The following is a 24,703-nucleotide window of genomic DNA, read 5'->3' on the forward strand; positions in this document are numbered from 1 at the left end:
GAAACTTCAGCGTTCGAGGCGTCGGCGCCGTGCTCGCACCCCTGTGGACAGCGCGTCGCGATCGGGCCTCCCGGACCGTTTCCGTCCGGAATCTGTCGCACCGGCTCCATACACTGCGCCGCATGACGACAGTGGCGTTCATTGACGAGACGACCGCCGGTGCGCGAAGCGACGCCTGGCACCTGGAGATATTCGAGGAACGGCTGAGCCTGGGTGAGCTGCTTCGCCGGCGGGTCTTCCAGGAGGTCGCCGAATACAACGCGAAACAGCCGGAGGTCTTCACCGGCCTGGTGCGACCGACCGACGCCGAGGTCGCCATCAACGGATTCCGGATGCGCGAGCGCCGCCGCGTCGACCCGGAGAAGCAGTACGAGTTGGCGGTGGAGTCGTTCGGCCGCAACGGTTTCGTCGTACTGGTGGACGACCGGCAGATCGAGGAGCTGGACGCCGAGATCGAGATCCGGCAGGGCACCGAGATCACGTTCCTCAAACTGGTCCCACTGGTCGGTGGCTGATGTCCAAGACGGTCACACCCGAGCGGATCACCGCACTCGTCGAGGCGCGGGACGTCGAGGGCCTGTACGAGGCGTTCGCACAGCTCGCCGCACACCGGTCACTGTTCTGGCTCACCGGGGAGGCCCCGCACGTCGCGGCGCTCGACGCCCTGCCCGCCGACGAACGCAAGGCGCTCGGCGACCGCCTGCACGGCAGCACCAGGTACGGCCGGTCCCGCCCGTGGCTGGTGAAGGCGCGGCTGCGCAACCTGTGCGAACTGCTGCGGCTGCGTCACCGGGACCAGGGCGTCACCGACCGGCACCGAAAGCTCATGACGGAGGCGGCCGGTATGTGGGCGTGCTGGCCGGCGATACGGCTCCAGGACGCGCTGGAACGGTATCGCGCCGCAGGCGAACCCGTGGACCCACGTGTCGTCGCGACGGCGCGCCGGACGGCCTCGTCGGGCGACGAGAGTGACCAGTTCCGGCTTTTCATGGCTACTTGGAGGGAACCCGTGCTCAACCCCGGTGAGGTCTGGTCCGACGAGGTCATCGCGGATCTGAAGTCCCTGCCACCCGCGTGGACCGACCTGGTCTTCCACGCCGCCACCGTCAGCGGCTCCAAACCGACCCGCAAGTGGCTGACGGAGGCGGAACGCCTCGTCGCGGCGGTCGGCCCCGGCGAGGAGACGGTGGAGCGGATCGGTCGATGGCTGGCGTTGGTCGGCGCGGGCCGTAGTGAGGCGACGACGATAGACGCCCAGTACTACGTCGACCACATCGACTCCTACAACTCCGAGGTCGCCCGGGGTCTCGCGTGGACGCTGGGCCTCCTGCCGGGTACCGCGGAGTCGGCGCGCGTTCTGGGCGCGACGGTGGAGGCGATGCTGCGGAAGGTGCCCGGCGTCGGACCGTACTCCCCGAAGATCGCCAACGCGGCGGTGTACGCGCTGGCCGCCGCCGACGGCGAACACGCGCTGGCGCAACTGGCGCGGCTGGCGTCGACGGTCAAGTTCAAGGGCACCCTGAAGGTCATCGGCAACCAACTCGACGCCAAGGCCGAAGCCCTGGGCATCACCCGCGACGAGATCGAGGAGATGTCCGTCCCGGGCTACGGGATGACGGAGGTCGGTCGGCTCGACCGCGAGCTGGGCGACTGCCGCGCCATACTCACCGTCACCGACGCGCCCCGCCTCACCTGGGTGAACGCCGCCGGCAAGACGGTGAAGACCGCGCCCGCCGCCGTCCGCCGCGACCACGCCGAGTCCGTGAAGGAACTGAAGGGCCTCGTCAAGGACGTTTCCAAGATGCTCACCGCCCAGTCCGAACGACTCGACCGGCAGTTCCTCGCCTGCCGGACGTGGCGGGGCGAGACGTGGCGACGCCGGTACGCCGAGCATCCGCTGCTGGGCGTCCTCGCCCGGCGGCTCATCTGGCGGGCCGGCGACGTGGCCTTCGGCTTCGCCGAGGACGCCTGGCGCGACGTCGACGGTGAGCCGGTCGAGGTCGCCGACACCGACGAGGTGACGTTGTGGCACCCGATCGGGCGGGAGATCGACGAGATCATCGCCTGGCGCGACTTCCTGGAGCGGTACCGGGTCGTGCAGCCGTTCAAACAGGCGTACCGGGAGGTCTACCTGCTCACGGCCGCCGAGGAGAACACCCGTGTCTACTCCAACCGGTTCGCCGCGCACATCATCAGACAGCACCAGTTCCACGCCCTCACCGCGGCACGCGGCTGGCGGAACAAACTCCGGTTGATGGTCGACGACGAGTACCCGCCGGCCCACAAGGAGCTTCCACAGTGGGGACTGCGCGCCGAGTTCTGGGTGGAGGGCGTCGGCGACCAGTACGGCGTGGACAGCACCGAGACGGGGAGTTACCTGCGGCTGGCGACCGATCAGATCCGGTTCTACCGGATCGACGCGCCCGAGAATCTCGCCCACGCGGGCGGCGGGGGCTACGAGCAGTGGGTGTCGCAGGACCAGCGACCGGCGGAGCCGCTGCCGTTGGCGGAGGTACCGCCGCTGGTGCTCAGTGAGATCCTGCGGGACGTCGACCTGTTCGTGGGCGTCGCCAGTGTCGGCAACGATCCGACGTGGTCCGACGGCGGCCCCGACGGCCGGTTCCGGGAGTACTGGCAGTCGTACAGCTTCGGGGAGTTGACGGCGACCGCCGAGACCCGCAGGACACTGCTGGAGCGGCTGGTTCCCCGCCTGGCGATCCGGGATCGGGCACATGTGGAGGGGCGGTTCCTGGTGGTGCGTGGCGACATCCGCACCTACAAGATCCACCTCGGGTCGGGGAACATCCTGATGACGCCCAACGACCAGTACCTGTGCATCGTGCCGGGGCAGTTCGTCGCGGGCAGCGGCGCGCCGGACTTCCTGCCGTTCGAGGGTGACCGCCTGTTGTCGGTGATCCTGTCGAAGGCGCTGCTGCTGGCCAAGGACACCGCGATCACCGACCCGACCATCACCTCGCAGATCGGCGCCGCCCCGGTGGCGGTGTGACGCACGAGGCCCGTCCGGGCCGGACACCCGGACGAGCCTCGTCATGTCAGTGGGCGATCACACCCGAAGCCGGCTTCGGACCCGGTCCGCGTGGGACGCGGGTGCGAAGAACGGCCCCTACACCGGGCGGACGTTCTCCGCCTGGGGGCCCTTGTTGCCCTGGCCCACCTCGAACTCGACCGCCTGACCCTCACTGAGTTCCCTGAACCCCTGAGACTGGATCGCCGAGAAATGCACGAACACGTCCGGCTGGTTGCCGCCCTGTTCGATGAAGCCATAACCCTTTTCGGCGTTGAACCACTTCACTGTGCCGTTTGCCATCTGCTGGTTCCCTTTGTACGGATTTTCGATCCCGCTTCGCGATACCGACCGGCCCGAACGGGCCAACCGCAGCTTACGGGGTGAGATGGGCGGAATGGGCAGGATTCGTCACGGTCGATGTGCCGTGCGTCACGGATGCGCCGCGACACGCCGACGTCGCGACCGTTTCCGCCGGTCGGCCCGCCGCGGCGGCACCGCCGCCGGATTGTGGGCCGTGACACCGGCGGCTAGCCTCGCCACGTGAACAGATTGCGGTTGCGGGGATGCTGGGACGAGATCGTGGGCCTGTTGGTGGACGGGGCGCAGCACACGCCCGGCGACGCCGTCGAGCTGGGGGCGACCCTGGTGGAGAAGTCCACGTACACCCTGGACGGCTGGGCGCTCGCGGAGGACGCGCTGCGCCAGGCCGAGCAACTGGCCGAGGACGACCGGCAACTCGTCGGGGCGGTCCACTCCGAGCGCGCGTTGCTGTACTGGGCGATGACCCGCCACCGCGTCGAGGACCGGGGTGCCGACGCGCGGACGGCACTGGCCATGGCGGAGGAGTACCTGCCGCTCCACTCGCCGCGCCGCCGCACACTGACCTTCCGGCGGGGACTCGTCGTGGAGTACCTGGACGCCGATCCGGCCGGGGCGGTGCCGCACTACGAGGCGGCCCGCCAGGCCGCGCGGGACGGCCGGGACGAACTACTGGCGTCGCTGAGCTGGCGGCAGCTCGGTTCCTGCGCGCAGGCGGTGGACGACGTCGCCACCGCCGCCGAGGCGTACCGGGAGGCGCTGCGGGCGGCCACGTCGGCCGGGTACCTGGTCGGCCTGGCGCCGGCGCTGGCGGCGCTCGCGGAGGTCGCCGCACCGGAGGAGGCCGACCGGTTGCGCAGCGAGGCGGGCCGGCTCGTGTCCGCCTTCGACGGCCTGCCCGTCTGGCTGGCCCACCTCACCTGACCCCGCCCCCTCCCCGTTCCGCCTTGGGTGGTCTGAGGCCCGCCTTGGGTGGTCTGAAGCCCGCGAGAATTCGGACATCCGGGCTTATTCGAGGCATGTCGATCGGCCCCCGCCCACCCAAGGCGATGGTGTGGAGGCATGGGAACGGCCCGCGCCCCGGGGAAGGGGACACGGGCCGGGAAGTGCCACGGCGCGGTCGCGCACCGTCGGGTCAGCCCGCCAGGGCGGCCTCCGCGTCGAGGGTCACCGCGGCGGCGTGGACGACGGCGGCGATCCGCAGTGCGTCGTGCACGTTGTCACGGGACATGCCCGCACCCGTCAGCGTCTTCTCGTGCGACTCCAGGCAGGTGCCGCAACCGGTGACGGCCGAGACCGCGACCGACCACAGTTCGAAGTCGATCTTGTCGACGCCGGGGCGGCCGATGATCTGCATCCGCAGCCGGGCCGGAAGCGACTGGTAGGCGTCGTCGCCGATCAGGTGCTTGGCCCGGTAGTAGACGTTGTTCATCGCCATGATGGAGGCCGCGCCCTTGGCCGCCGTCATCGCCTCGTCCGACAGGTGCTTGGCGGCCTCGTCGACGATCTCGCGCAGCACGACCGGGTTGCGGGCGGCGAACGCGGTGGCGACGAGGGTGCCCCACAGCTGCTGTTCGGTGAGTGACGACGTCGTGGTCACCGAGCCGAGGTTCAGCTTGGTGTCCTTGGCGTACTCCGGCAGTGCCGACTTGATGTCCTCGATAGCCATCAGGCCGCCATCAGCTTCTTGGCGTCCAGGGTCTCGCCGTCCTTGTTCCAGTTGCACGGGCACAGCTCGTCGGTCTGGAGCGCGTCGAGCACCCGCAGCACCTCGGAGACGTTGCGGCCGACGGAACCGGCGGTCACCATGACGAACTGGATGACGTTGTCGGGGTCGACGATGAAGGTGGCGCGCTGGGCGACGCCGTCCTCACCGAGGACGCCGGCGGCGGCGGTCAGCTCACGCTTGACGTCGGACAACATCGGGAAGGGCAGTTCCTTCAGGTCCGGGTGGTCCTTGCGCCACGCGTAGTGCACGAACTCGTTGTCGACCGACCAGCCCAGGACCTGGGCGTCACGGTCGGCGAACTCGCCGTTGAGGCGGCCGAACTCGGCGATCTCGGTCGGGCACACGAAGGTGAAGTCCTTCGGCCACGCGAACAGGACGCGCCACTTGCCCTGGTGGGACTTGTGGTGGATGGTCTCGAAGGCGTTGTCCGGGTCGAGCGACACGCAGGCGGTGAGCTCGTACTCGGGGAAGTGGTCGCCAACGTTCAGCACGGATCGTCTCCTCGCGGATGTCTTGGGAACCGCCGGGCCAACAGCACCGGCTTATCTGGAATCGTTCAAGAATGTACCCGTCGAGTGCGTCATCGGCGCATCCGGTACGCGTGGGTGTGGGAAGGGTCTCGCCCCCTCCGTCCCGCCCCGCCTTCTGCGGCTTGGTTGGTCATAATGCGCGCTTGGTTGGCCGTACGACGGAAAGAAAGCGCTCTCTCGGGCGTGTCGCTCGTCGTATGACCAACCAAGCCGTACATGAGCGGCCGCCTGCGGTCTCGGGAGGAGGACCGCAGGCGGCCGACCGCGGGATCACCGGCCGCGCCCACCCGCGCCGGAGTTCCCGCCGCCCGGCCTGCCACCGGGCGTGGACCGACCGTGAGCGGAAACCACGGTCGGCCGGGTCTCGCGCGGGTCAGCCGTCACACAGCCTGATCGGCCGGGGACGCGATTCGTATACCTCCAGCGCCCGGGATTCAAACCGCCGCTTCCACTCCGGGAAGTTCGACACCCACGGCGCACCCCACGACGTGCGCGGAAAGCCGTCCACGCCCGCGATGGTGCACACCATTGCCCGCTGCTCACCGTCGAGCGCGTACACCCTGACCGTGTGCGGTGCCGCCGACGAGGTCACCACGTACTCCCGCGTCGGGTCGCTGAACCGGCCGTACTCGATCTCGCCCGGAACGCCGAGCCCGGTGTCGCCTGGAATGCCGGTCATGCCCGCCTCCCCACCACCACGCCGCACGGCCACTCGGTCCGGCACACCTGGCACGTCCGTCCATACACCACATCCGGAAAATGCGGCCGATACCCGTCCGGCTCCCCGCCGGGCTGGCGTGGAACGCCATTCGGTCCTACGCTGTTCATGCCATCCATCTCGACTCCAATCGTTGCTGGATGGTCCTCATCCGGGGTGGTCTCTCGTTGGTCGCGGTGACCATCCCGGATTTCGCGGCACCGCCGCTCGTGATTCCACGCTAAACGCCGCAGCCTCGAAGAAGGAAGCGATCCGCGTCCGTACAGTTCGGTCAGTACAAAAAGTACGGCCGATTCTGCACGTTGACAGCCGTGTTATCACTTAGCCATGACGTCACAACCCGGCTTCACACAGTGGTTGCTGGCCAGTGTGCTGGAACGGCTCCGACTCGACGCCGGGATGACGTGCGGGGACGCGGCCATGGCGATCGGAGTGGCTCGGCAGACCGTCTCGCGGTGGGAGGCGGGGTTGCACAGGATCCCCGCCAGCGCCGTGAAGAACCTCTGCGAGGTGTACGGAGCCACCACGGAGGAGACCAACGAGCTCTACAGCATGACGCTGCGCCCCAAGGATTCGATCGGCAACGTTTGGGAACGTGCGCGGCAGAACCGAACCTGGCGAGCGATCATCGTCGCCGAATCGTTGGCCAGGCACATCTACAACGTCGAACCGCTGTACGTTCCGGGATTGCTGCAGACTCCGGAGTATTGGTGGCACCTCAACATCACGTCACCTGACCCGAAAGCCGCGTCGGAGAACGGGTTCGCGTTCCGAAGAGAACGGCAACGAACGGTCTTCCAACGAAGCGAGCCGCCTTTGATGACCTTCCTGGTCGGTGAGCCCGCAATGCGGTACATGTTGTCCCTGGAAGGCGTGAGCGAGTCCCAGACGGCCAGGTTGCGGGCAGCGAACAGGTACGGGAACGTGGACATACGGGTGTTCAGTCATCCGGTGGAGAGCGCGTTCGCGGTGTTCGAGTCCGGCAGTCGCGTGCGTGGCACCTTCGTGTGCGTCGATCAGATCGACGGAACGAGATACACGGACAACAGGGAGGCGGTCGCGAGCCACATGCGAATGTACCGGCATCTGGTTGCAGATGCGGTTCCGCTTGACCAGTATCTAATACAGCGGCAATCGTGAGCGGAGGGAGTTTGCAATGAAGGCAAGTGCGTGGCGTAGGGCGAGCCGGAGTTCTGCCGGCGGTTACAACTGTGTAGAGGCTCGTCTGACCGGCCACGGCCCTGAACTCCGGGACAGCAAACTGGGTGACCGCTCGCCCGTTCTGCACATGACCCGCACGGACTTCGCCGCGTTCCTGCGGCTCGTCACCTGACCACCCGGCGGCCCGTCATGCTTCCATCGATCGATCCGCCGCCGGGGTATGAACCGCGCCTGGTCGAGATTCGGCAGATGCCCGGTTACGGCTGGCACATCCTCGGGCAGCGGTTGGGAGTTCCCGTCCTGATCACCGGCTTCGCGGGCAGTATGGCGGGGGACGACATACTCGGACGGAACATCTTCCTGGCAGCGTGGTGCTACCTGGCGGTGGTGATCCTCAGCGGACACTGGATCAGCTATCGGTTGTACCTGCGGCGGAGGGAGTCGTTTCCGGTCGTGTTGCGGGGTGGATCCCGGGTCCTCATCGGTGATGTCTTTCGTCTCCGGATCTGGCGGCCGCGGGCGTGGCGTGCGATGGCGGGGGAGTGATGGCCCCGGCCGGTGTGCTCGTGGCGGTGCGTTGTGCGCGGGGCTATGCCCGGTTCGTCGTCGCCAACCGGGCGTATGTGGCGGGGGTGGGGGTCTACTGCCTCTCCGGGGTGTGGCTGTCCCGCGGACCCGGCGCGATCGTGTTCTTCTGTCTGTTGTTCGCGGGGGCGTTGGCGTTGGCCGGGTTCGGTTACCGGTTCGCCTACCTGGTGGCCCGGGCGACGGGTACCACCTTCCCGAGCGCGCTGGGGTGGATGTCGCGACTCGTGCGCCGAGACGTCTTCCGCTTGACCCGGTGGCGGCCCGGGGACTGGTGTGAGTCGACCGGCTCCGACCGGTCCGCCTGAAGTCGGGGACATCGCCGTCGAGGCCACCGGAATGACGTCGAAGTCGGGTGACTTCGGCCGAGGAGGATCCGACGGGGACCGGATGGATCGGATCGCCCATCGCGCCGCCGCACCCGTGGCAGCGGGCGCGACGAGACCGGCGCCCTACCGGCCGGCGTGGTCCTGGACTGTCTCGATGACCTCGTCCGGGCCGCTGATCGCCTCCAGGGTCAGCCCCGACGTTCCCGGCGAGTCCAGCACGGCCAACAACAGTTCCGCGACGTCGTCGCGGGGGATCTCGCCGTGTCCGGTGGAGTCGGACAGTGTGATCCTCCCGGTGCCCGGTTCGTCGGTGAGCCGCCCCGGCCGGATGATGGTCCACCGCAACGACTCCCGCTGACGCAGGTCCCGGTCGGCGGCGCCCTTGGCGCGCAGGTAGGTGGCGAACACCGGGTCCATGTCGGGGCTCGGCTCGTCGTCCGCGCCCATCGCGGAGACCATCACGTACCGGTGGACTCCGGCGGCCACCGCCGCGTCGGCCAGCAGGATCGCGGCGTTCTTGTCCACGGTCTCCTTGCGCGCCCCGCCGCTGCCGGGTCCCGCCCCGGCGGCGAACACCACGGCGTCGGCGCCCCGCAGGTGCTCCACGACGCCGTCCACCGACGCCGTCTCCAGGTCGCACACGACGGCCTCCGCCCCGGCCGCCTGCAGGTCGGCGCGTTGCTGCGGGTTGCGGATCAGCCCGACCGCCTCGTCGCCCCGGCCGCTGAGCAGCCGTTCCAGCCGAAGCGCGATCTTGCCATGGCCTCCCGCGATCACGACACGCATGGGACGAGCCTATTCGGCCGCCGGAGACGCCGCACCCCTTTCCCCGATACCACCGTCGCCGCAGGGCCGGTCAGACGGAGCCATGGGCGCCCGGTGTCACTCGAAGAGGATGCTCAACGACTCGCGGTGGTGGATGCGGCGGATCGCCTCGGCGAACAGCGGCGCGACCGACACGGTCCGCACCAGCGGTGACCGTTCCACGGGGCTGTTCTCCACCGAGTCGGTGACGTAGAGGGCCTGGATCGCGGAGGCGTCGAGCCGTTGCATGGCCTTGCCGGTGAAGACGCCGTGGGTGACGGCCGCCCGGACCGAGCGCGCGCCCTTGTCCATGAGGCAGTCGGCGACCTCGGCGAGGGTGCCCATCGTGATGGTGAAGTCGTCGACGATGACGGCGTTGCGGCCTTCGACCTCACCGATGAGGTCCACGACGCGGGCGTTCTCGGTGTGGTCGACGCGTTCCTTGTCGGCGATGGCCAGTGGCGCGCCGAGTCGCTTGGCGTACTGCTTGGCCTTCTTCGCGAATCCGGCGTCGGGGGACACGATCACCAGGTCGTCCAGTTGCTCGGCGGCGATGGCGTCGGTGAGGACGGGGAGGGCGTAGAGGTCGTCGACGGGGACTCCGAAGAAACCCTGGATCTGTGGTGCGTGGAGGTCGAGGGTGACGACGCGGTCGGCTCCGGCGGCCTCGATCGACTGCGCGCACACGCGGGCGCGGATCGAGACGCGGGGTTCGTCCTTCTTGTCGCCCTTGGCGTAACTGAAGTAGGGGATCAGCACCGTCACCGACGCCGCGGACGCCCGTTTGAGGGCGTCGATCCAGAACAGCAGTTCCATGAAGTTGTCGTTGGCGGGGAAGACGGTGGACTGCACCAGGTACACGTGCCGACCGCGTACGTTCTGGCCGACCTTGACGAAGAGGTTGCCGTCGGAGAACTGCAACACCTCGCCCCGTCCTACCGGTACGTCGAGGATCTCGCAGATCTCCTGTGTCAACAGTGGATTCGCCGACCCACCGATGACCACCAATTCGTCGTCGCGCATCTGTTCTTCCTCAGCATCGCTCCGGCGGAAAACGGTCCGATCCTCTCATGCCGTCGCGCGGGTGACTTTCAGGTAGCTGACACTCGGACGGGTTGGTCACATCGACGTTAACGGGTGTCGTCGCAGCTCACGAGGGGTCACGTATCGGTGTCGTTCTGCGGCGGGACGGAGGCGCGTATCCCGTGGAGCAGTCGGCGGAGTCCCACGTCGAAGAAGTCGGCGAGCGGGTCGGAGTCGTGTGCGCGTGCGGTGTCGGCGAAGGAGCTGACCAGCGGGAACCGGTTCCTGTCCACCGCCGAATGGCCGAACCGGGGCGCGCGGCGGTGGATCTCCGGTTGGACGGCCCCCCGGACGTAGCTGCTGACGGCGAGGGCGTTCTTCATGGCGTCGGCGAGTGGCTGCCGTAGCCGTGCGAGCGCGGTGAGCTCCGCCTCCAGCCAGGCGGTCTCGTTGGGGCCGACGACACCGGGGGAGATGGCGGGATCGGTCAGCCAGGGGTGGGCGTGGAAGACGGTGCGCAGGGCGTGCGCCCAGCGGTGGAGCGCGGTGTACCAGTCGTCGCCGGTCTCGGTGTCCGGTGGCTCGCCGTAGGCGGTGTCGGCCATGAGCGCGACGAGTTCGTCCTTGCCCGGCACGTGGTGGTAGAGCGACATGACGCCGGACTCCAGTTCCTCGGCGAGGCGCTTCATGGACAGCGCCGCCAGTCCCTCCCGGTCGGCGATCCGCATCGCGGTGGTGACGATGCGGTCGAGGCTCAGTTTCGGGGGACGGCCGCGTGGTGCCGGTGCGCGGCGGCCCCACAGCAGGTCTTCCATGTCGTCCGGCACTGCCCCGCCCTCCGGTTCTCTCGTCTCGGGAGTCAGGTTACGGGTCGCGGGGCGGACCCGGCCGACGCCTTGTCGCCGGGCTCCGAGGTCCGGCCCGATTTTCGTATGTCGTACGTTTAATATCGTATGGCATACGAAAAGTGCCGATCCGATGGGAGACCTCATGACACGCGCAACGCTCACCCCTCAGGGTCCGCCGCCCGTCACGGTGGAGCCGCCGGCCCGGACGCCGTGGTGGCGGCGGCCGTGGATCGTTCCACTGTGGGCGTTGTGTGGCGCCTTCCTGCTCTGGCGGACCCCCGCCTGCCTCGGCTTCACCCCCGAGGCGTCGCTCGTGGTGCTCCGCTCCCACACCCACTACCTGCTGCTGTCGGCCCACGTGGTCATGGGGACCGTCACGATGGTGTGCTGTTGTCTCCAGGTGTGGCCGTGGCTGCGCACCACCCGCCCGGCGGTTCACCGGCTCACCGGCCGTATCTACGTGATCGTGGTGGTCCCGGCGGCACTGCTCGCCCTGGTCTCCAGCGTCTTGCAGGACGTACCGGTTCCCGGCAGGATCGGGAACGCGACCTTGGCGGTCCTGTGGCTGGTGACGACCCTCGCCGGGTACCGGGCGGCCCGGCGGCGTCGGTTCGCCGAACACCGCAGATGGATGCTGCGCAGTTTCGCGCTGTGCTTCTCCATCGTGGTCAACCGGTTGTGGACGGGTGTCCTCGTCGCGGCGTTGCAGCCCGCCCTGGAGGGCTACTACGGCGGTGACGCCCAGGCGCTCTTCGTCGACGCCGGTGTCGCGGGCATCTGGATCAGTTGGGTCGTCAACCTGCTGGTCGTCGAATGGTGGATCGAACGCGGTTCCCGGGTCCGCCGCGCCGTCGCCCGCTGAGTCGGTGGGCGGTCGTCAGGCGCGCGACCGTGCCGCCTCGATCCCGTCCAACAGGCGGTCGAGCCCGAACTCGACGTAGTGCCGCAGCTCGGCCGCCTCACCGAAGTCCGGCGCCAGCACCGTCGCGGTGACGACCGGGAAGCGTTCGCGGGCGTCGGCGTACTCCAGGTGGCTGAACTCCGGCACGTGGCCGGGGACCTCCGACTGCATGGCGCCGCGGATGTAACTGCTGACCGCCAACGCGGTGCTCATCGTCGCCCCGGCGCTCAGGCCCAACGGGGCCAGCGCGCGCAGCTGCGCCTCCAACCACGCCGTCTCCCTGGGACCCACCGGCCGGGTCTCACTGGAGGCGGCCACCGCCCACGGGTGGGCGTGATACATGGCGCGCAACGCCATGGCCAGGGTGCGGGTGTCGCGCCGCCAGTCGCCGGAGTCGGTCCGCGGCGGCTCCCCGAAGGCGTTGTCGAGCATGAGGGCCACGAGTTCGGCCTTGCCGGGGATGTGCCGGTACAGCGACATGACTCCGGAGCCGAGTTGTTCGGCGAGGCGTTTCATCGACAGGGCGGCGAGTCCCTCGGCGTCGGCGACGGCGGTCGCCTCCGCGACGATGCGCTCGGTGCTCAATGTGGCCGGACGGCCGCGTGTGGGCGGAGTCCGACGGCCCCACAACAGGTCACGGCCGTCGATGGTCGCCAATGGATGGCTCCTTCCGATGGGGCTGACGGTTCGGTCTGCAGGCTCGGAGGATATTGCACCGATTATGCGTATGCTATACGCTCTAATGCGTACGACATACCCTTAAGGTTGGAGTCCACATGAACCCGGCACCCACCGTCGCCGACCGGGATCCGGGACCGCCCGGCCTCGCGGCACGCGTTCCCTGGTGGAGACGTCCCTGGATCGTGCCGCTGTGGGCCGTCACCGCGATCTTCATCGTGTGGCGCGTCCCGGACTATCTCGGCTTCACCCCGGAGAAGTCCCTTGTGGCACTGCGGTCCCACGAGCACTACCTCGTGATGTCGGCACACGTCGCCCTCGGGACGGTCGCACTGGTCTGCTGCTGCCTCCAGATGTGGCCCTGGCTGCGCCGGAACCGCCCCCGGGCACACCGGATCTCCGGGCGGATCTACGTCGCCGCCGTCATCCCCGGCAGCCTGCTCGCGCTCGCCACCAGCGTGCAGTCGATGGTGCCCGTACCCGGACGCATCGGGAACGTCATGCTGTCGCTGCTGTGGCTCGGCACCACGCTGGTCGGATTCCGGATGGCCCGCCGCCGCCGGTTCGCCGAACACCGCCGCTGGATGATCCGCAGCTTCGCGCTGTGCTTCTCCATCGTGGTCAACCGGCTGTGGACGGCGCTGTGGTTCGCGGTACTCATGCCGTTCTACCCCGCCGTCGACGTCGCGTTCTGGATGGACGTGGCGGTCGCGAGCATCTGGAGCAGCCTGCTGGTCAACGTGCTGCTCGCAGAATGGTGGATCGAACGGACCTCACGTCCCCGGCGCCCCACCGGCCCCCGACGTGACACGCCGGTCCCATGATCCGGGAGGATCCGGCCGGATGCTGGAATGTGCTGGCATACTTCGGTCCGTGACCCTCTCGCTGATCATTAGCGACAGGCGCGCGGCACCGCCCGGCTGACGGGCACCGCCACGCGCCAGACCTCTCGTGTCCCACGAGGGGTCTTTTTCGTTGGTACGCCACCGATCCACTCGCAGGGAGAACCCAGTGACACCCGCCGAATTCCACGTCTACGACACCACGCTCCGCGACGGCGCGCAACGCGAGGGCATCAGCTACTCGGTGGCCGACAAGCTCGCCATCGCGCGGCTGCTCGACGAACTGGGCGTCGGATTCATCGAGGGCGGCTGGCCGGGAGCGCTGCCCAGCGACACCGAGTTCTTCGCGCGCGCCGCCGACGAACTACGGCTCAAGCACGCCACGCTCGTGGCCTTCGGCGCCACCCGCAAACCCGGGACGGTCGTCACCGAGGACCCACAGGTGGCGGCGCTGCTGGACTCCCGCGCCCCCGCGTGGTGTCTGGTCGCCAAGTCCGACGTCCGGCACGTGACCCGGGCGCTGCGCACCACGCCGCAGGAGAACCTGGCGATGATCGCCGACACCGTCGGCTACGGGGTGTCGCAGGGACGCAGGGTGTTCCTCGACTGTGAACACTTCTTCGACGGCTACGCCGCCGACCCCGACTACGCCGTCGCCGTCGTCGAGACCGGCTTCGCGGCCGGCGCCGACGTCGTGGTCCTGTGCGACACCAACGGCGGCATGCTGCCCAGCGGCGTCACCCGGGTCGTGACCGAACTGCGCGCCCGGCTCGGCGGCGACCCCAGGCTCGGCATCCACTGCCAGGACGACACCGCGTGTGCGGTCGCCAACACCGTCTCGGCGGTCGAGGCCGGCGTGATGCACATCCAGGGCACCGCCAACGGCTACGGCGAACGCCCCGGCAACGCCGACCTGTTCGCGTGCCTGGGAAACCTCGCCTGCAAGCTCGGCATGGACGTCCTGCCCGGCGACGGGCTGGCACACCTCACCAGGGTGTCCCACGCCGTCGCCGAGATCGCCAACCTCGCACCCGACGCCCACCAGGCGTACGTCGGGCACGCCGCGTTCGCCCACAAGGCGGGCCTGCACGCGAGCGCGATCAAGGTGGATCCGCAGTTGTACAACCACATCGACCCCGCGCGGGTCGGCAACGACATGCGGATCCTGGTGACCGAGATGGCCGGCCGGGCCAGCATCGAACTCAAGGCCCGCGAAATGGGCCTCGACCTGGCCGGCCATCCCGACGCCACCGGGCGCATCGTTACCCGGGTCAAGGAACTGGAGTCACGCGGCTGGTCCTTCGAGGCCGCCGACGCCTCCTTCGAACTGCTCGTCAAGGACGAACTCGCCACCGGCCTGCCCCGGCACTTCGCGCTGGACAGCTACCGGGTGATCGTGGAACACCTCGGCGACGGCACGGTCGTCAGCGAGGCCACCGTGAAGCTCCGTGTCGGGCGGCGCCGGATCATCGCCACCGCCGAGGGCAACGGCCCCGTCAACGCGCTGGACTCGGCGCTGCGGCAGGCGTTGTCGTCCCACTATCCGCAGTTGAGCGAGGTCTCGCTGGCCGACTACAAGGTCCGGATCCTGCCGGGCGGCACCGGGACCGACGCCGTCACACGGGTCCTCGTGGAGTCCACCGACGGCGCGCGGGAATGGACGACCGTCGGTGTCCACGACAACGTCGTGGAGGCCAGTTGGCACGCCCTCGCCGACGCGCTCGTCTACCGGCTGGAACGCCGGACGTGACCGTGGCGTTGGGTACCGGGCGGGCCGGTGGCGGATACGGTGGTGCGGTGACCGACTACGGATCCGCGCGGGTGCGCACCGCCGCGAAGCCATCCGGACAGGTGTACGCGCGCCGACGCCTGATCGCCGGACTCGTCGCCGGTGCGCTCGGACAGTTGCTCGTGGCGACCCTGCTCGGGTTCCTGCTGGCGGGCGGCCTCGCCTACGGCGTGCGGGTGATGGCCACACTGTTCTCGGGCATGATCGCGACACCGCTGCTGTTCACCGCCGGATTCGCGTTGATGTTCAAGAACGACTCGCGGTCGTTGGGCGGCGGCGTCGTGCTCGGGGCGTTTCTCGCGTCGCTGCTGCTGGTGGTCCTCTATCTGCTGTTGTGACCACCGCCGGTCCGCCGGGGACACCGGGAGGGACGACCTCGCGCGGGCCGTAAGCTACTGACGAGTCGTGGCGGCCGTCCGGCCGCCGTCACCAGACGAACCAGGGGAGCAACACTGTGCGGATCGCGCGAGTCGCCCACGCCCGGGGCATGTCGTTCGGTGTGCTGAACGGTGAGGGGGCCGGTGCCACGGTCTCCGAGATCGAAGGCCACCCGTTCGGCTCGATCACCACGACCGGGCAGCGGTGGGCGCTGGACGACGTCCGTCTCATGGCGCCGATCCTGCCCAGCAAGGTCGTCTGCGTGGGACGCAACTACGCCGCGCACGCCGCCGAACGCGGTGCCGAGGTGCCCTCCGAACCGCTGTTGTTCCTGAAGCCGTCGACCTCGGTGATCGGCCCCGGGGATCCGATCCGGATCCCGCCGCAGTCCCAGCAGGTGGAGCACGAGGCGGAACTGGCGGTCGTCATCGGTGTCACCGGCGCGCGCCGGGTCACCGACCGGGCACAGGCCGAGGCGGCGATCTTCGGATACACCTGCGCCAACGACGTGACCGCGCGGGACCTCCAGAACTCCGACAACCAGTGGACCCGCGCGAAGGGCTTCGACTCGTTCTGCCCGATCGGCCCCTGGATCGACACCGACCTCGACGTGTCCGACGTGGAGGTCCGCTGCGAGGTGAACGACTCGGTGCGGCAGCTCGGCCGCACCAAGGACATGGTGTTCTCGCCCGCGACACTCGTGTCCTATGTGTCACACATTATGACCCTGCTGCCCGGTGACGTCATCCTGACGGGCACACCGGAAGGCATCGAACCCGTCGTGCCGGGAGACACCGTGGAGGTCTCCGTGGAAGGCATCGGCACTCTGACCAACCCGGTGGTGTCCCTTGACTGAGGTCCGTACCCGTTTCTGCCCCTCACCGACCGGGACGCCGCACGTCGGCCTGGTCCGTACCTGCCTGTTCAGTTGGGCCTACGCCCGCCACCACGGCGGTAAGTTCGTGTTCCGCATCGAGGACACCGACGCCGCCCGCGACTCCGAGGAGTCCTACCGGCAGTTGGTGGAGGCGCTGTCCTGGCTCGGCATGGAGTGGGACGAGGGCCCCGAGGTCGGCGGCCCGCACGGCCCGTACCGGCAGAGCGAACGCCGCGGCGTGTACGCCGACGTGATCGCCCGGCTGGTCGACGGCGGTCACGTCTACGAGGCGTTCTCCACCGCCGAGGAGGTCGAGGCGAGGCACCGCGCCGCCGGGCGCGACCCCAAGCTCGGTTACGACAACTTCGACCGCGAGCTGACCGAACAGCAGAAGGCCGCCTACCGGGCGGAGGGCCGGGTCCCGGTGCTGCGGTTGCGGATGCCCGACTCCGAGATCGGCTTCGTGGACGGCGTCCGGGGCAAGATCACCTACCCGGCCGGTTCGGTGCCGGACTTCGTGATCGCCCGCGGCGACGGTTCGCCGCTCTATACCCTCACCAACCCGGTCGACGACGCGTTGATGCGCATCACCCACGTCATCCGGGGCGACGACCTGATGGCGTCGACGCCGCGCCAGATCGCGCTGTACTGGGCGCTGATGGAGATCGGCCTGGCGCACCGGGTGCCGGAGTTCGCGCACCCGCCGTTGATCGTGGACGAGCGCGGCAAGAAGATGTCCAAACGGGACCCGCGTTCGAACCTGCTGCTGTACCGGGAGAACGGTTATCTCCCGGAGGCGTTGCTCAACTACGTCGCCACGCTGGGCTGGGCGATCTCGGCCGACCGGGACGTGTTCAGCGTGTCGGAGTTCATCGAGGCGTTCGACCTGTCCGATGTGAACTCGAACCCGGCGCGGTTCGACGAGAAGAAGCTCGACGCGATCAACGCCGCCCACATCCGGCAGTTGCCGCCCGAGGTGCTCGCCAAGCGGCTGCTTCCGGTGTTGCAGCGGATGGGACTGCTCCCATCCGAGCCGAGCGAGGAGCAGTTGCGCATCCTGTCGCTGGCGACGCCCCTGGTGGCCGAGCGCACCGGCACCCTGGTGCAGGGCGCCGAGATGCTGCGATTCCTGTACGTGGGCGACGCCTTCACCATGGACGAGGCCAGCGCGGCCAAGACCCTCAAGGGTGACGCCGCCCAGGTGCTGGACGCCGCCGTCGAGGCCCTCTCGGAGATCCCCGAGTGGACGACCGAGGCGATCGAGGCGGCGTTGAAGGGCAGGCTCGTCGACGAGCTGGGAATCAAGCCGCGCAAGGCCTTCGCGCCGGTGCGGGTGGCGGTGTCCGGTAAGACGGTCTCGCCGCCGTTGTACGAGTCGATGGAACTGCTCGGACGGGATGTGAGCCTCGCGCGGTTGCGTGCGGCTCGGGCGGTCACCGTCTCCTTAGAGGCTGTCTTCGAACCTGCTGTTCTACTGCGCGACGACCGGTCGGCGCCTCGCGGCGTTGTCGAAGGTCCTGCGTACAACACCGGTACGTAGGACCTTCTCCGCCTTGCGAATGCACTCGACCGGACCGCCGCTGGCCACGAACGAGGTTCAAAGACAGCCTCTTAATCGTCACGGGGGTGGGCTCGGCATTCGACGCCGGGCCCACCCCCGTGTGTCTCCGGCCGGTGGCGGGCGCGCCGGTCAGCGGCGCCGGCCCTTTCGGGACTTGAGCCTGCGGATGAGTTCGCGTCGGGCGGCCATGGCGTCGTCCGCCGGGGGAGTGGTGTCCCCGGTGCCGCCACGCAGGTCCTGCCGGGAGAGGTGGCGGCGCTGTCCGCCGACGCCGAGCATTCCGGTTCCGATTCCCTTGGTCAAGGGTGTCTCCTTCTAACGAGTCCGTCGTTGCCTTCGTCGGTGCCGAGCCGCCTCGCGGGGTGGCTCGGCGGTCACCTGAGCCGCATGTCGTTCTCCTGTCGTGAGTCGAGACGTCTCGTCTCGCATGAACACGACGATAGCCGATACGAGACGAAACGTCTCGTCTCATTCGTGTGACGTCCGTCACCGTCGAGGCCGCGGCTCATGTGGGCGGGCCGGTGGCGTGCCCGGTGGCGGCGGACGAGACGGAACGTATCGTCTCAAGGCGCTACGATCGACGCATGACCACGAACTCCGCCGCCAGACCCGCCCGCCGTAGTGACCGTTCCCGGCAGGCGATCCTCACCGCGGCCCTGGAACTGCTCGACGAGGTCGGGTACCACAAGCTCACGATCGAGGCCATCGCCGCCCGCGCGGGTGCGGGAAAGCAGACGATCTACCGGTGGTGGCCGTCGAAGATCGCGGTCGTGACCGACGCCTTCCGCCACAGCCTGGGCGGTGAACCGGCGGTCGCGCCCCTCCCCGACACCGGTGACCTGCGGGCCGACATGCGCGAGGTGCTGCACGCGATCGTCGCCGAACTGCACGACCCCCGTTACGAGATGCCCGCGAGGGCCATGATCGCCGAATCGCAGCACGATCCGGAGCTGAACGCTCAGATCACCGAGCTGATGCTCCGGCCGGCGCTCGACGCCTCCGCCGCCCGGATCCGCGTCGCGCAGCGGGCGGGACGGTTGCGCGACGACGTCGACGCCGAGACGGTGGCCGAACTGCTGTACGGGCCGCTGCACTACCGCTGGCTCAACCGCACCGGCACGCTTGACCGGGAGTACGCGGACACCGTCCTGTCCGCCGTCCTCGACGGACTCGCCGTCGGGGACTGACCGTCACTCGACCCGGCGACGCCACTGGAGGCCGGGGAGCACGATGCGACTCGACACCTCGCCGTCCCACTCGGCGGTCAGGCCGTGTTCCTCCAGTGCCGCGACCACCTGCCGGGCCACCGTCGCGGCCGTCTCCGGGTCGCCCGAGTACGCGCCGAAGCCCAGATGGAGGGGTTCGCCCTCGGCGACGTGCCCGGTGTCCTGCTGGTGGAAGAAGGTGTAGCCGTGGTCGGTCTCGGCCGCCTCCGAGCGGATCTCGGCCACTCCGCACGACATGCAGCACGCGAAGTTCTCTCGGGCGGTGACCCCCACGTCGGCCAGGGCGGTGAACGCGGCCGACAGCCGGTCGCAGTCGGTGAGCTCCGGCCACTTCTCCTGCTCGGAGAGCCGCTCCAGCCACAGGGGTTCGAGTAGTTCCTCCGCCTGCCAGGTGTCCAGGGAGCCGTCGGGTTCGGCCAGCTCCGCCAGGGCGGCGGCGATACCGTCATAGGACCAGTAGCCCTGGGCCAGCAGGTCACGGGCACGTTCCTCGGCCCGGGCCTTGACCTTCGGGTCGGGGGCGGCGATCCGTTGCGGGACGAAGCCGGTCGGCCGCCATTCGCGCGCCCGCCACGCCGGACGGTCCTCGGCCCATTCGCACAGCAGCCGGAGCAGGTCCTCGGGGTCGTCCACCTCCACGCCCATCTGCGGTCGGCCCGGTTGCAGCATCTCGACCTGGTTCACGCCGTCGCCCTCCCGGTAGGACTGGATGTAGTCGTTGGGGCGGAACGGGTGTGGTTTGACCACGATCCAGTTGTCCTCGGCGTCGCCCAACCGGAACACGAGTGTGGCCAGTTCACCGACCGTGGGGCGCCGCAGCTCGTCGCCCGCCTCGGCGTTGACCGACACCGGCAACACGCTGTGCGCGGCGAGGCCGAGCGGAGACACAATGGACTCGACATGGTCGGTCGTGGGTTCCTGATGAGAATCGGTCACCACCGCATTGTGCCAATCTCCACCGTGTCGTGACGGCACCACTACCCGACCGGCGCGTGCCTCGCGGTGGCCGACCATAGAGCATTGCGCTATAGTGCGACTTGCCATATCTAGTCGAGGAGGTGGACATGGCGGGCCGCAGAGCCGGGCCGGACCTGGTGGGCACGACCGTGTTGGCGGTCCTGAACCACGGCCCACGCCACACCTACGACCTGCACCGATTCCTCGTCGACACGCACAAGGACTACGTGACGGGACTGCCGCGCAGCCTCTACCACGCCGTGGACCGGCTCGTGGCCGACGGCCTCGTGATCCCGGTGGAGACCACCCGGGAGGGACGCCGCCCCGAACGAACCGTCCACCGCATCACCGCCCCGGGCAGGGAGGAACTGGCCGAGCGGCTGCGTCGCCTGCTCACCACGATCGGCCGCGACACCACCCCCTTCGTCGCCGCCGTCTCCCTCATGGGCGGACTGCCGGCCGGCGAGGCGGCCCGGGCGCTGCGAGAACGCGCGGCCGGCCTTCGGCAACGGGTCGACGCCGCCACACGGACCCTCGCCGAACTCACCCGGGCGGGGCTGCCGCGGCTGCCGCTACTGGAGATCGAATACGAACGCTCCCGCCACGCCGCCGAACTCGCCTGGGTCGAGTCGTTGGCGGACGAGATGACGGACGGGCGGATCGACTGGGGGATACCGCCTCCGGCACCGACCGGACCACCACCGGAGGACGCCGGGAGCCACGGAGAGGACGATCCACGATGAGACGCCGACTGAAGGCGGAGCTCACCGCCGTACTGGAGGTCCCGCCGGACCGGGCCGAGCAGACGATCCTCGACGTGACGCCCGGACCGCCGGGCAGCGGCCGGGTGTGGTTGCTGGGGGACTCGGTCGGCGAGGTCGAAGGCGGACCGGAACGGTTCACCGTCCGGCAGGACGGCTACCCGCTGACGGTCCATCTCGACCGTTCCCGCCGCACCATCGCCGTACAGGGCGGCTGGTGGTACCGGGCCGAGTACACGCTGGAACCCGAGAACGGCCACACCGCGCTCGTCCTGCGGGTGTACAACGTGGCCGGTGCCGGCTCGCGTTGGCTCGTGCCCCTGGCGAACCGGTTCTTCATCGGATTCCAGGAGCAGACCCGCGCGCGGTTCGCCGACACGGTACGCGACGTCGGTCAGCGGTTGGGCTGCCGCGCGTATCCGCGGTAGCCGTCCGGCCCCGGGGCCGCCGAGACCACGCCACGTTCCCGGCACGGTCACCTGGTGACGCGGTCACGGTTCCGAAGCGGGCGCGGTCAGCCGATCCGGTAACTGTGGCCGTCCACGTGGGCGACCAACTCCAGCTCGCCCCCGAGCGCACTGACGTACGCCCGCAGCACGTCCACACCGGTCCGTCCTATGTCACCGTGCTCGATCTCGTGGACGCGCGGCTGCGACACCCGCATCCCCTTGGCCACGCCCCGCTGCGTCAGGCCGTGCGTCTTGCGCAACTGCTGAAGCCGCCACAGCGTCACCGGCGCGCGGCACGGCCGCGGCTGCTCGGCCGGCTCGCTCGGGTAGAGCACGGTCGTCGCGCCGCCCGCGGTGTTCATATCGCCGTCGGTCATGGTCGTCATTCTGCCCCGCCGACCCGGCCGATCGGTGTTTCCCGGTCACGTGGCGTTGCGCGCCCGCGGCCTCCGGCGCCACCACCGGCGGTCCGCGAGCACCTGCCGGACCACGTTGCGGCCGGGTACCCCCGTGACACCGCCGCCGCCGTGCGTCGCCGACCCGGCCTGGTACAGGCCCGATATCGGGGTTCGCAGGTCGGCATAACCGGCGGCGGGCCGGGTGTGGAACATCTGGCCCGGTGTCAACTCGCCGTGGAAGATGTTCCCGCCGACCAGGTGGTAGTCGCGTTGCATCTCGTGCGGACCGATGACCTGCCTGTGCAGTATCGAGTCGGTGAAGCCGGGCGCGACGGCGTCCATCCGCGCGACGACCCGGTCGGCGTAGGCGTCCAGGGCCGCGTCGTCGGGCGCGTCCGCCCAGGTGTGCGGGACCCACTGCGTGAACATCGACACCACGTGGTGACCCTCCGGGGCCAGCGAGTCGTCGAACACGCTGGGGATGCAGACGTCCGCGAACGGCGACTCCGCGGCCCGGCCCGCGACCGCCTGCTGGTACGCCGTCTCGATGTCGTCCAGCGACTCGGCCAGCGCGATCGTGCCGCCGTGGACCTGCGGATCGAACTCCGGATGCGAGGCGAACACCGGCAACCGGTCGACCACGAGGTTGACCTTCACGGTGCCGCTGCGGGTCTTCCACCTGCGTATGTCGGTCAGGAAGTCGGTCGGCAACGCGGTCGGGTCCACCAGTCGCAGGAACGCGATGGACGGGTGCACGGTGGTGATGACGGTCGGCGCGCGCAGCTCGTCACCGCCGGTGAGGCTTACCCCGGTGACCACGCCGTCCCTGACGTTGATCGCGCCGACCTCGGCGAGCGTCCGGATCTGCGCGCCGAAACCGCGCGCGGCCCGGGCGAGCGCCTGCGTCACGCCGCCCATCCCGCCGCGCGGGAACCCCCACGCCCCGGCGGCGCCGTCCAGTTCCCCGACGTGGTGGTGCAGCATGACGTAACCGGTCCCGGCCGAGCGGGGACCCGCCCACGTCCCGATGCAACCCGACACCGACAGCAGCCCCCGCAACGCGTCGGACTCGAACCGGTCCTCCACGAGGTCGGCGATCGAGTCGGTCAACAGCCTCGTGATGTCGGCGGCGGCGCGGACGTCGACACCCCGCAGGTCCGCCAACAGCCGCGCCTGCCGGAGCAGGTCGGCGGGCCGCCGGGAACCCAACGGCGCGGGTATCCGCTCCAGCAGGGGACCGAGGATGCCACCCAGCCGCGACATGTGGGCGTCCCAGTCGTCGTAGCGTTCGGCGTCGCGGTGCGAGAACTTCGCGATCTGGTCGAAGCGGGCCACCCGGTCGGTGGGCAGGGCGAGATACCGGCCGTCGCGGCGGGGCGCGAAGTACGGTCCCTGCGGGTACACGTGGTAGCCGTGCGCGGTGAGCCCGAGGTCGGCGACCAGACGCGGCGGCAGCAGGCTCACGACGTACGACAGGCTCGTCACCGTGTACGCGGGACCGAACGGGTGCTCGCTGACGGCGGCGCCGCCGACCACCTCCCGCGCCTCGCAGACGCACACCTTCATGCCCGCCTTCGCCAGGTACGCCGCCGCGACGAGTCCGTTGTGTCCTCCGCCGACGACGATCACGTCGTAGTTGCCGTCCATCGCCACTCCGATCGATTCATGTCGATCAGTGCATTATGGGGGTCGGCGGGGGCGGCTGTGAACCCGTTCACCCCGGAAATCGATGGCGCGGCAGGTCGCGGCGTGATTGGCTCACCTGCGTGATCATCCATCGCCGTCCTCCCAAACCCAGCCCCGGCGACCACGTCGCGCTGGTGTCGCCCTCCTCCGGCCTACCCGGCATCCTGCCCCTGCCGTTCGAACTCGGCAGCCGGCGCATCGCCGAGGACTTCGGCCTCATCCCGGTGGAGTACCCCACCACCCGGCGGATGAACGCCGCGCCGGCCGACCGGGCCGCCGACCTGCACGCCGCCTTCTCCGACCCCCGGATCAAGGCCGTGATCTGCAGCATCGGCGGCGACGACCTGATCACCGTCCTGCCGCACCTGGACCCGGAGGTGTTCCGCGCCCACCCCAAGCCGTTCTTCGGGTACAGCGACTCCACCGTCATGCACGCCTACCTGTCCCGGCTCGGGATCGCCAGCTACTACGGCGGCGCCGTCATGACCGACTTCGGCCGCGGCGGCCGGATCCACCCCGAGGTGGAACGGAGCCTGCGGGCCGCGCTGTTCCAATCCGGTGAGTACGAACTGCTCCCCGAGACCGACATCGCCGAAGTGGACCGCGACTGGGCCGACCCGGCGTCCCTGGAGACCGAACCCGACACCACCCCCACCGGCGGATGGCGGTGGCACCACGCCGACCGCGTCGTCACCGGCACCGGCTGGGGCGGCTGCCTGGAGGTCGTCTCCTGGATGCTCATGGCCGACAAGGCCGTACCCGCCACCGCCGACCTGACCGGCGCGGTGCTGTTCTTCGAGACCACCGAGGAGCTGCCGCCCGCCGTCGAGGTGTACAGGATGCTCCGCAACATGGGCGAACGAGGCTGGCTTGCCGCCTGCGGTGCCCTCCTGATGGGCCGCCCGAAATGCTGGTCCTTCGACCACCTCAACGACGAGGCCGCGCGTGCCCGGTACCTGGCCGACCAGAACGCCGCCGTCATGCGCGCCATGACCGAGTACGCGCCGGAGACCCCGGTGGTGCTCAACGTCAACTTCGGACACACCGACCCGAACCTGGTGCTGCCGTACTCCGGCCCCATCCGGGTGGACGGGCCGGCCCGCCGACTGACCGTCACGTACTGACCG

At 69.4% G+C, this 24,703-nt stretch carries 29 protein-coding genes; 17 read left to right on the forward strand and 12 right to left on the reverse strand.

Annotation, left to right across the window (positions count from 1 at the left end):
- Window positions 1–122: 122 nt before the first annotated feature.
- Window positions 123–515 (forward strand): hypothetical protein, encoded by a 393-nt coding sequence (locus LX16_RS01650; protein ID WP_147132028.1) that lies wholly within the window; start codon window positions 123–125, stop codon window positions 513–515.
- Window positions 515–3,007 (forward strand): DUF4132 domain-containing protein, encoded by a 2,493-nt coding sequence (locus LX16_RS01655; protein WP_147132032.1) that lies wholly within the window; start codon window positions 515–517, stop codon window positions 3,005–3,007. The genes LX16_RS01650 and LX16_RS01655 overlap by 1 nt, the downstream gene beginning before the upstream one ends.
- Window positions 3,008–3,124: 117 nt before the next feature.
- Here LX16_RS01655 and LX16_RS01660 read toward each other — a convergent pair whose 3' ends face one another.
- The gene (locus LX16_RS01660; RefSeq protein WP_147132035.1) at window positions 3,125–3,328 is read right to left on the reverse strand and encodes a cold-shock protein; all 204 of its coding nucleotides are present in this window, start codon (window positions 3,326–3,328) and stop codon (window positions 3,125–3,127) included.
- A 240-nt stretch (window positions 3,329–3,568) separates the two neighbouring features.
- On the opposite strand from LX16_RS01660, the gene LX16_RS01665 reads away from it, so the two are divergent.
- The gene (locus LX16_RS01665) at window positions 3,569–4,270 is read left to right on the forward strand and encodes a hypothetical protein (protein WP_147132038.1); all 702 of its coding nucleotides are present in this window, start codon (window positions 3,569–3,571) and stop codon (window positions 4,268–4,270) included.
- Between the two features lie 211 nt (window positions 4,271–4,481).
- Here LX16_RS01665 and ahpD read toward each other — a convergent pair whose 3' ends face one another.
- From ahpD to LX16_RS01680, 3 genes are all read right to left on the reverse strand, one after another.
- Complete coding sequence (gene ahpD / locus LX16_RS01670; protein ID WP_147132041.1) at window positions 4,482–5,015, reverse strand: alkylhydroperoxidase, AhpD family; 534 nt, start codon at window positions 5,013–5,015, stop codon at window positions 4,482–4,484.
- On the reverse strand, window positions 5,015–5,566 hold the full coding sequence (locus tag LX16_RS01675) for a peroxiredoxin (RefSeq protein WP_147132044.1): 552 nt from the start codon (window positions 5,564–5,566) through the stop codon (window positions 5,015–5,017). The genes ahpD and LX16_RS01675 overlap by 1 nt, the downstream gene beginning before the upstream one ends.
- A gap of 412 nt (window positions 5,567–5,978) precedes the next feature.
- Complete coding sequence (locus LX16_RS01680; protein ID WP_147132047.1) at window positions 5,979–6,284, reverse strand: hypothetical protein; 306 nt, start codon at window positions 6,282–6,284, stop codon at window positions 5,979–5,981.
- Between the two features lie 366 nt (window positions 6,285–6,650).
- On the opposite strand from LX16_RS01680, the gene LX16_RS01685 reads away from it, so the two are divergent.
- Genes LX16_RS01685 through LX16_RS01700 form a run of 4 tightly spaced genes read left to right on the forward strand, consistent with a single transcriptional unit; the run spans window position 6,651 to window position 8,377 of the window.
- Window positions 6,651–7,463: a Scr1 family TA system antitoxin-like transcriptional regulator gene (locus LX16_RS01685; protein WP_147132050.1), complete on the forward strand. Its 813-nt coding sequence runs from the start codon at window positions 6,651–6,653 to the stop codon at window positions 7,461–7,463.
- Window positions 7,464–7,479: 16 nt separating this feature from the next.
- On the forward strand, window positions 7,480–7,656 hold the full coding sequence (locus tag LX16_RS01690) for a DUF397 domain-containing protein (RefSeq protein WP_147132053.1): 177 nt from the start codon (window positions 7,480–7,482) through the stop codon (window positions 7,654–7,656).
- Between the two features lie 17 nt (window positions 7,657–7,673).
- Entirely contained in the window at window positions 7,674–8,030 is a 357-nt protein-coding gene (locus LX16_RS01695; RefSeq protein WP_147132056.1) for a hypothetical protein, read from the forward strand.
- The gene (locus LX16_RS01700; protein WP_147132059.1) at window positions 8,030–8,377 is read left to right on the forward strand and encodes a hypothetical protein; all 348 of its coding nucleotides are present in this window, start codon (window positions 8,030–8,032) and stop codon (window positions 8,375–8,377) included. Before LX16_RS01695 ends, LX16_RS01700 begins: the two co-directional genes overlap by 1 nt.
- Window positions 8,378–8,521: 144 nt before the next feature.
- Here the strand turns inward: LX16_RS01700 and LX16_RS01705 are convergent, their stop codons facing one another.
- The 3 genes from LX16_RS01705 to LX16_RS01715 form a co-directional block, all read right to left on the reverse strand.
- Entirely contained in the window at window positions 8,522–9,184 is a 663-nt protein-coding gene (locus LX16_RS01705; RefSeq protein ID WP_147132062.1) for an SDR family oxidoreductase, read from the reverse strand.
- A 96-nt stretch (window positions 9,185–9,280) separates the two neighbouring features.
- Complete coding sequence (locus tag LX16_RS01710) at window positions 9,281–10,225, reverse strand: ribose-phosphate diphosphokinase (RefSeq protein WP_147132065.1); 945 nt, start codon at window positions 10,223–10,225, stop codon at window positions 9,281–9,283.
- 137 nt (window positions 10,226–10,362) lie between these two features.
- Window positions 10,363–11,052 (reverse strand): TetR/AcrR family transcriptional regulator, encoded by a 690-nt coding sequence (locus LX16_RS01715; RefSeq protein WP_158645448.1) that lies wholly within the window; start codon window positions 11,050–11,052, stop codon window positions 10,363–10,365.
- 163 nt (window positions 11,053–11,215) lie between these two features.
- Between LX16_RS01715 and LX16_RS01720 the strand changes: the two genes are divergently transcribed.
- Window positions 11,216–11,935, forward strand: a complete 720-nt coding sequence (locus tag LX16_RS01720) for a DUF2306 domain-containing protein (protein ID WP_244615636.1) — start codon at window positions 11,216–11,218, stop codon at window positions 11,933–11,935.
- Window positions 11,936–11,950: 15 nt separating this feature from the next.
- On the opposite strand, the gene LX16_RS01725 is transcribed toward LX16_RS01720, so the two are convergent.
- Window positions 11,951–12,631, reverse strand: a complete 681-nt coding sequence (locus LX16_RS01725) for a TetR/AcrR family transcriptional regulator (RefSeq protein WP_147132072.1) — start codon at window positions 12,629–12,631, stop codon at window positions 11,951–11,953.
- Between the two features lie 119 nt (window positions 12,632–12,750).
- Between LX16_RS01725 and LX16_RS01730 the strand changes: the two genes are divergently transcribed.
- The 5 genes from LX16_RS01730 (at window position 12,751) to gltX (ending at window position 18,078) form a co-directional block, all read left to right on the forward strand.
- Complete coding sequence (locus LX16_RS01730; RefSeq protein WP_244615637.1) at window positions 12,751–13,476, forward strand: DUF2306 domain-containing protein; 726 nt, start codon at window positions 12,751–12,753, stop codon at window positions 13,474–13,476.
- 187 nt (window positions 13,477–13,663) lie between these two features.
- Window positions 13,664–15,244 carry a citramalate synthase gene (gene cimA / locus LX16_RS01735; RefSeq protein ID WP_147132074.1) on the forward strand — a complete coding sequence of 527 codons (1,581 nt, stop codon included), beginning with the start codon at window positions 13,664–13,666 and terminating at the stop codon, window positions 15,242–15,244.
- Window positions 15,245–15,291: 47 nt separating this feature from the next.
- Window positions 15,292–15,621, forward strand: a complete 330-nt coding sequence (locus tag LX16_RS01740) for a hypothetical protein (protein ID WP_147132076.1) — start codon at window positions 15,292–15,294, stop codon at window positions 15,619–15,621.
- A gap of 116 nt (window positions 15,622–15,737) precedes the next feature.
- Window positions 15,738–16,517: a fumarylacetoacetate hydrolase family protein gene (locus LX16_RS01745; protein ID WP_147132079.1), complete on the forward strand. Its 780-nt coding sequence runs from the start codon at window positions 15,738–15,740 to the stop codon at window positions 16,515–16,517.
- Window positions 16,510–18,078, forward strand: coding sequence for a glutamate--tRNA ligase (gltX, locus tag LX16_RS01750; RefSeq protein WP_147132082.1), 1,569 nt, complete (start codon window positions 16,510–16,512; stop codon window positions 18,076–18,078). The genes LX16_RS01745 and gltX overlap by 8 nt, the downstream gene beginning before the upstream one ends.
- A gap of 150 nt (window positions 18,079–18,228) precedes the next feature.
- Here gltX and LX16_RS26835 read toward each other — a convergent pair whose 3' ends face one another.
- Window positions 18,229–18,402 (reverse strand): DUF6243 family protein, encoded by a 174-nt coding sequence (locus LX16_RS26835; RefSeq protein WP_170283835.1) that lies wholly within the window; start codon window positions 18,400–18,402, stop codon window positions 18,229–18,231.
- Between the two features lie 281 nt (window positions 18,403–18,683).
- Here LX16_RS26835 and LX16_RS01755 point away from each other — a divergent pair, with 281 nt between their 5' ends.
- Entirely contained in the window at window positions 18,684–19,286 is a 603-nt protein-coding gene (locus tag LX16_RS01755; RefSeq protein WP_147132085.1) for a TetR/AcrR family transcriptional regulator, read from the forward strand.
- Window positions 19,287–19,289: 3 nt separating this feature from the next.
- Here LX16_RS01755 and LX16_RS01760 read toward each other — a convergent pair whose 3' ends face one another.
- On the reverse strand, window positions 19,290–20,261 hold the full coding sequence (locus LX16_RS01760) for a DUF6891 domain-containing protein (protein ID WP_147132087.1): 972 nt from the start codon (window positions 20,259–20,261) through the stop codon (window positions 19,290–19,292).
- Between the two features lie 128 nt (window positions 20,262–20,389).
- On the opposite strand from LX16_RS01760, the gene LX16_RS01765 reads away from it, so the two are divergent.
- Together LX16_RS01765 and LX16_RS01770 are read left to right on the forward strand one after the other, a co-directional pair.
- Window positions 20,390–21,025, forward strand: coding sequence for a PadR family transcriptional regulator (locus LX16_RS01765; protein WP_147132090.1), 636 nt, complete (start codon window positions 20,390–20,392; stop codon window positions 21,023–21,025).
- Window positions 21,022–21,471: a hypothetical protein gene (locus LX16_RS01770; RefSeq protein ID WP_147132093.1), complete on the forward strand. Its 450-nt coding sequence runs from the start codon at window positions 21,022–21,024 to the stop codon at window positions 21,469–21,471. Before LX16_RS01765 ends, LX16_RS01770 begins: the two co-directional genes overlap by 4 nt.
- An 86-nt stretch (window positions 21,472–21,557) precedes the next feature.
- Here LX16_RS01770 and LX16_RS01775 read toward each other — a convergent pair whose 3' ends face one another.
- On the reverse strand, window positions 21,558–21,869 hold the full coding sequence (locus LX16_RS01775; protein WP_211354230.1) for a helix-turn-helix domain-containing protein: 312 nt from the start codon (window positions 21,867–21,869) through the stop codon (window positions 21,558–21,560).
- A gap of 45 nt (window positions 21,870–21,914) precedes the next feature.
- Window positions 21,915–23,537, reverse strand: a complete 1,623-nt coding sequence (locus tag LX16_RS01780; RefSeq protein WP_147132096.1) for a phytoene desaturase family protein — start codon at window positions 23,535–23,537, stop codon at window positions 21,915–21,917.
- 119 nt (window positions 23,538–23,656) lie between these two features.
- Between LX16_RS01780 and LX16_RS01785 the strand changes: the two genes are divergently transcribed.
- Window positions 23,657–24,700: a S66 family peptidase gene (locus LX16_RS01785; RefSeq protein ID WP_244615638.1), complete on the forward strand. Its 1,044-nt coding sequence runs from the start codon at window positions 23,657–23,659 to the stop codon at window positions 24,698–24,700.
- Window positions 24,701–24,703: the final 3 nt, after the last annotated feature.

Origin of the sequence: Stackebrandtia albiflava (assembly GCF_007994225.1) — a bacterium.
GTDB lineage: Bacteria > Actinomycetota > Actinomycetes > Mycobacteriales > Micromonosporaceae > Stackebrandtia > Stackebrandtia albiflava.

Excerpts from the sequence above, each read along its gene's own strand:
- LX16_RS01695 (WP_147132056.1), top strand. The coding sequence starts at position 7,674 with ATGCTTCCATCGATCGATCCGCCGCCGGGGTATGAACCGCGCCTGGTC.
- LX16_RS01685 (WP_147132050.1), top strand. The coding sequence starts at position 6,651 with ATGACGTCACAACCCGGCTTCACACAGTGGTTGCTGGCCAGTGTGCTG.
- LX16_RS01650 (WP_147132028.1), top strand. The coding sequence starts at position 123 with ATGACGACAGTGGCGTTCATTGACGAGACGACCGCCGGTGCGCGAAGC.
- LX16_RS01655 (WP_147132032.1), top strand. The coding sequence starts at position 515 with ATGTCCAAGACGGTCACACCCGAGCGGATCACCGCACTCGTCGAGGCG.
- LX16_RS01770 (WP_147132093.1), top strand. The coding sequence starts at position 21,022 with ATGAGACGCCGACTGAAGGCGGAGCTCACCGCCGTACTGGAGGTCCCG.
- LX16_RS01730 (WP_244615637.1), top strand. The coding sequence starts at position 12,751 with ATGAACCCGGCACCCACCGTCGCCGACCGGGATCCGGGACCGCCCGGC.
- LX16_RS01780 (WP_147132096.1), bottom strand. The coding sequence starts at position 23,537 with ATGGACGGCAACTACGACGTGATCGTCGTCGGCGGAGGACACAACGGA.
- LX16_RS01710 (WP_147132065.1), bottom strand. The coding sequence starts at position 10,225 with ATGCGCGACGACGAATTGGTGGTCATCGGTGGGTCGGCGAATCCACTG.
- LX16_RS01755 (WP_147132085.1), top strand. The coding sequence starts at position 18,684 with ATGACCACGAACTCCGCCGCCAGACCCGCCCGCCGTAGTGACCGTTCC.
- LX16_RS01690 (WP_147132053.1), top strand. The coding sequence starts at position 7,480 with ATGAAGGCAAGTGCGTGGCGTAGGGCGAGCCGGAGTTCTGCCGGCGGT.
- LX16_RS01765 (WP_147132090.1), top strand. The coding sequence starts at position 20,390 with ATGGCGGGCCGCAGAGCCGGGCCGGACCTGGTGGGCACGACCGTGTTG.
- LX16_RS01680 (WP_147132047.1), bottom strand. The coding sequence starts at position 6,284 with ATGACCGGCATTCCAGGCGACACCGGGCTCGGCGTTCCGGGCGAGATC.
- ahpD (WP_147132041.1), bottom strand. The coding sequence starts at position 5,015 with ATGGCTATCGAGGACATCAAGTCGGCACTGCCGGAGTACGCCAAGGAC.
- LX16_RS01705 (WP_147132062.1), bottom strand. The coding sequence starts at position 9,184 with ATGCGTGTCGTGATCGCGGGAGGCCATGGCAAGATCGCGCTTCGGCTG.
- LX16_RS01775 (WP_211354230.1), bottom strand. The coding sequence starts at position 21,869 with ATGACCGACGGCGATATGAACACCGCGGGCGGCGCGACGACCGTGCTC.
- LX16_RS01720 (WP_244615636.1), top strand. The coding sequence starts at position 11,216 with ATGACACGCGCAACGCTCACCCCTCAGGGTCCGCCGCCCGTCACGGTG.
- LX16_RS01700 (WP_147132059.1), top strand. The coding sequence starts at position 8,030 with ATGGCCCCGGCCGGTGTGCTCGTGGCGGTGCGTTGTGCGCGGGGCTAT.
- LX16_RS01660 (WP_147132035.1), bottom strand. The coding sequence starts at position 3,328 with ATGGCAAACGGCACAGTGAAGTGGTTCAACGCCGAAAAGGGTTATGGC.